Origin of the sequence: Colwellia sp. E2M01, from assembly GCF_018860585.1 — a bacterium.
GTDB lineage: Bacteria > Pseudomonadota > Gammaproteobacteria > Enterobacterales > Alteromonadaceae > Colwellia.
The window spans coordinates 41,449-46,638 of the sequence record NZ_JAHKPR010000055.1; the positions used below are offsets into that span (position 1 = coordinate 41,449).

Consider the following 5,190-nt stretch of genomic DNA (forward strand, 5'->3'; position numbering starts at 1 on the left):
ATCAAATTGGTATTAATTTTCAACTTTAACTTACTGCTAAATATTAAGCTTACTGTTGATAAATATTATGCCTTTAAAGTCGCTTGTAACAGTTTTTCTAGTTCAATATAGCTTAATTGAACAGCCTTGAATAAGGTGTTTATTTGATCTTGCTCAGGGGTTGTCGTTTTAACATATTGATTAAAATCTTTGGTTACTTTAAGTAACGCTTGCGCACTTAAATTACCCGACATACCTTGTAATTTGTGGCTAATGTCGTGTTGTAATTTGTTGTCATTATTTTTAATACTACTTTCTAATTCAATCAATTGTTTTGGTGCTTCCTCTAAAAATAGCGCTATCAATTTATGTTCAATCATTTTGTTATTATTTAGGCGTTTATTAAATGCTAATTTGTCCCATATTATTAATGCTTCGTTTTCACTTGTTACCTGATTTTCATCTGTTTTTTTATTGTCAGGATGAATAACATTAAGCTGCTTTTGTTGTTGGTTATTTTGAACTACATTATTATCATTGTTCATTATTTTTTCGGTTGAGCAAGGTTGAACACTTATCGTTGTTGGACAGTATTGTAATAGCTTATTTTTTATTTCTATTGGGTCTATTGGCTTACTTAAATAATCTGTCATCCCTGAGTCTAAGCATTTTTCACGGTCACCTTTCATTGCGTTGGCGGTCATCGCAATAATTGTGATTGTTTTATTTTCTATACCAGCATCACCATTACGTATCGCAATTGTCGCTTCGTAGCCATCCATTTCAGGCATTTGGCAATCCATTAAAACAATATCGTAAGGTGTAGTGTTTTTTGTTGCAGATATTGCATTTAAAGCTTCTAGCCCATTAATGGCTATATCAGCCTGAATATTAAATTCGGCCAATATATGTTTAGCTACTTCTTGGTTAATACGATTATCTTCAACAAGTAATACTTTGCACTGATTAAAAACATTATCTTCGCTAGTATCATGATGGGACGCTTTGTTATTGTGGGTATTTGCGATGGTTAAATGCATTTCTTGTTTCTTTTTATCACTATTATTTTTATCTGTGTGGTTTTTAGACGCGTGATTTTTAGCTAGGTTATTTGGCTCTATATCATCCTTATTAGAGCAGTAAATATTTAAGACTCTAAATAAATCTTTGGTGATAACCGGTTTTGGAAAATAAGTAGCACAACCTAAACGTGCAAAATATTCAGCATCCTCGTTATCAGCCATCGAGGTCATCATTACAAATTTAATATCATCTAAATTGTTATTGATTGTTATTTGTTGAGCGATTATCTCACTACTCATGTCAGCGAGATATTTATTAATAAAAACAATATTGATTGCAGGACTTCTATTAACAATCACTGTTTGATTAGTGCTGGTCTCACCCTTAGTAAAATGACTACTCTCGTTGTTTTTTGCTAATAATGCGAAACCTTTTTGGCCTGAATCAGCCTCAAGGACTGTTGCTCCCCATTGCTCTAGTTGCTCCTTTAATACTCTACGGTTTGTTTGGTTACCATCTATAAGTAATATCGAGACTTGGGTGATATCAACATCAGGTAGCACAGGACGCGATTTTTCACTTTTTTCTAAATTGATTGTAAATGAAAAAGTAGAGCCTTGATCTAATGTGCTAACAACTTGCATATCTCCTTGCATTAATTGACATAACTGTTTGCAAATAGCTAAACCAAGGCCGGTGCCACCATATTTGCGAGTTGTTGATGCATCCACTTGTGTAAAGGATTGAAATAAATAAGGGATTTTGTTTTCTTTAATACCTATACCGGTATCGCTAACACTGCAGTTTAATATTAGCTTTTCATTTTTTTCGCTTAAACCTGCGGTGATTAAAATCTCACCAGAGTCGGTAAATTTAATAGCATTGCCGATCAAGTTATTAAGTATTTGTCTAATACGGCCTGGGTCGCCCTTGACATGGCTGTGATTTATATCGCGACTATCTAATATGAGTTCAATATTTTTTTGCTGTGCTTTTAATGCGAGTGACTCTGTAAAATCACCAAACAGTTTACGCAAGTCAAAGTCAATCACTTCTAAATCAAGTTTTCCAGCTTCGATTTTAGAGAAATCAAGAATATCATTGATGAGTAAAAGTAGGGCTTGCGCACTTGAATTAGCTAACTGTACCTTATGTCTTTGATCATCAGTTAATTCATTTCTAAGTAGTAAACCTAGCATGCCGAGAATACCATTCATCGGGGTACGAATTTCATGGCTCATACTAGCGAGAAACTCAGCTTTATGACGAGCGGTATCCTCTGCAATTTCTTTTGCTTTAATGTGCTCTTGCTCTACCATAACTCGCTCACTAACATCAAAGTTTACCCCTGTTATTTGTACAGGTATTCCTTGCTCATTCAGTTTAACTAACCCGATAGCTTTTATATGTTTTATGGTGCCGCTTGGCGTAATTATTCTAAAATTAGCATCTAAGCTAGTTTTATTTTCTATGGCTAAGATAAAGGTTTTATGGGCCGTATCATAATCATCTGGATGGACAGATTTTTCCCAATCCGTAATGCTATTTTGAAAGGTGGTAGGATCCGTTTCATGTAGCTTATGCATCCATGTATCCCAAGATAGCTTGTTATTTAAGATATCATATTGCCAAACGCCTATTTCAGCAGCATCGGTTGCTAGACTTATACGTTCGTTCACTTCGAGTAAAGTTTGTTGATCTTTTTCTTGAGCACGTAAGATTAATTGTATTTCGGTAAATAAATTATGAAAACTACGAGAAAGTACGCCAATTTCTGTTCTGCTATTTATTGGCAAGTTAGTTAAGTTATTGGTTTGTTCATAATTTTTAATGCTTTGGGTGATCTGACTTAAAGGGTTTGAAATTCTTCGAGCAACCATAATGGCAATAGCTAATGAAATAACAGCTAACGTAGTACCAAGTAAGAAGCTTCGCATCCTATTATCGGCAAGCATACTTTCTATTTCACTGCGATCTTTTAGGACTAATAAATTTATTTGATTAACACTGTCGAAATCATCAATGTTAACTCTATGGTAGTGTCCTAAATATTGTTTGTCTTTAATCGCCATGTTGCCAATACTAAATATCTTAATATTATCTTTTATAATGGGGGCTAAAGGGGGAAATTCATCTTGAATTAAATAACGCTTTCCTAAGTTAAAACCAAACTCTTTGTTACTGTCGGGGTGGCTAATAAAATCCCCCTCTTTATTTGTTAAATAAAATGAAAGTTGGCTTAAGCTATTCTTTTTGAGACTGCTTATATAGGCTTCAAAATCAATATTAATAATAACAAAGCCAAAAGCTTGGCCTGTGTTGTTATTGTATATAGGAGTTGCAACACGCAGTGTCGCTTTGTATGGAATTTCAACCTCACCGTGGCTTTTAGCTAATTCTACTTTTGAAAAATAAACTTCGCCTGAATGCTTATTCAATACACGATCAAAGTACGGTTGTTCACTTTTATTTTGTAAAGCAGCGTTTGCAGTAACGAGTTCTGGTTTATCGTTACGTATATTAATAAGCTCTTTACCATTATTATCTAAGCCAATATAACGAATTTGGTAATAAAACTTATTGTGAGAAATAAATTGACTAAAAATCTGCTCTAAACGTTGTTGCCAAATTTTCTTATTGGCCATATCGTTTTCAAAAGAGGCCTTTAATATACCTTGAATAGGTGGTGTTTGGCTTAAAAACAATACATCGGAAGATGCTTTGCTATATAGCTGCTCAATCAGAGGTTCAACAAGCTCACTTTCTATTGCTACTTCGTTAATTATTTTTTGGCTTAATAAGCGCTCTGTTTCAAAATAAAATAAAACACTAACTAATGTAGTAACACTAACCACTAAAATAAAAGCAGCAACAGGAATCTGTACACTAATAGAGTATCTTGCGTAACCAACGTTTAATAGTTTTTCATTATTGACACTGCGTTGAGTTATTACTTTGTCGGTTGACAGTTCGTCGGTTGACAGAGTAGTTGTATTTACATCTTCATCTTTCGCGCTATTCAATTTAGGTGACTCTTTTAAATCAAATAATATGGCGATAAAAACACAGCCATAAGCAGTAATTTTTAAGGTATGAGCAATATTAAAATGATTATCGAAAAGAGCCGATGAGCCAAATACCATGTGTAGTTGTGAGGTTATTTCCGGAATAATACTGAGTAATATTCCGTATTTTGCAAGGCTTGGATACTTATTATATAAGTTTATAAACAAGCTACCAGCAAGAATAAATAGGCCGAGAGGAAGTACATCGTATGGACGGGTTACTACAGCATTAGGGAATAATGTTTGTGGTAATGAGGTGCTATTAATCACCAAATATAAGCAAATGACGGTAAGCGTTATAAAGCCTAAGGTGATTAACAGTAAGGCCTTACTTTCATTAAACTGGCTTAATGATGCTGTACTTTGTGTTAATAGTTTTTTGCTCTGTTTTTTATTGTAAATCATAAAGCAGAGGAAGGTTGCAATGATAACAATACCGGCATTAAAAATACGTGATAATGCCCAAGTAAGTGGAGCAAAATCTGCTTCTGTTATTTTAGCTGCAATCATGTGAGTTGCAGATAAAATATGAAAAGTATCAATGGCGCTGGTACATAAAATGGCAACTCCCATAATAGGGATAACAATATCATGGTGTATTCGATAATGAGCAATAGCTAAAACAAAAGTTAGTATTGCCACTATAACAGCTGTCCACTCTAAAATTGTGTGGTGTAAGGTACCTGAAATGATAAGTAGTTTATTACTTTCATCAATGAGAATAGGCTCGACAGAAGAAGAGAAGTCAATACCAGTTAAATTAAATATGGTTGGTAATAAACATACAAAGATTATGATGTATAACCAAGTATTTTGACTGGCTACTAGGAGGTTTGATGACTCGCTATGTGGTGAGGGGGTCGTCTGTTTTGTAGAGGATTTTGAGTCAATATTGACGGTAGACGACATAAAGTTACTTCCACGAAAAGGGTTATATTATTTTTAAGCTTCGACTTCACTGCTAGAGAAAATCATAAACATATCAATTAAACAGCTCAAGCTCAGACACTTTAATTATGGCAAGTGAAGTTAAGCAACTGAGGTTGAGTAAATTTAAGCCATTAATATTTGAATTTAAGAAGAAAAAGCAGTTATACCAAGTTGATTAAGTTCTTTCCCACTC

The 5,190-nt window shown here is 34.0% G+C and carries 1 protein-coding gene; it reads right to left on the minus strand.

All coding sequences use genetic code 11. The features are described from left to right. Window positions 1–65 precede the first annotated feature (65 nt). Complete coding sequence (locus tag KO502_RS11720) at window positions 66–4,976, minus strand: response regulator (RefSeq protein ID WP_216022753.1); 4,911 nt, start codon at window positions 4,974–4,976, stop codon at window positions 66–68. Between the last annotated feature and the right edge of the window lie 214 nt (window positions 4,977–5,190).

Bases quoted from the DNA above. Each gene is read 5' to 3' on its own strand.
- KO502_RS11720 (WP_216022753.1), bottom strand. From the start codon at position 4,976: ATGTCGTCTACCGTCAATATTGACTCAAAATCCTCTACAAAACAGACG.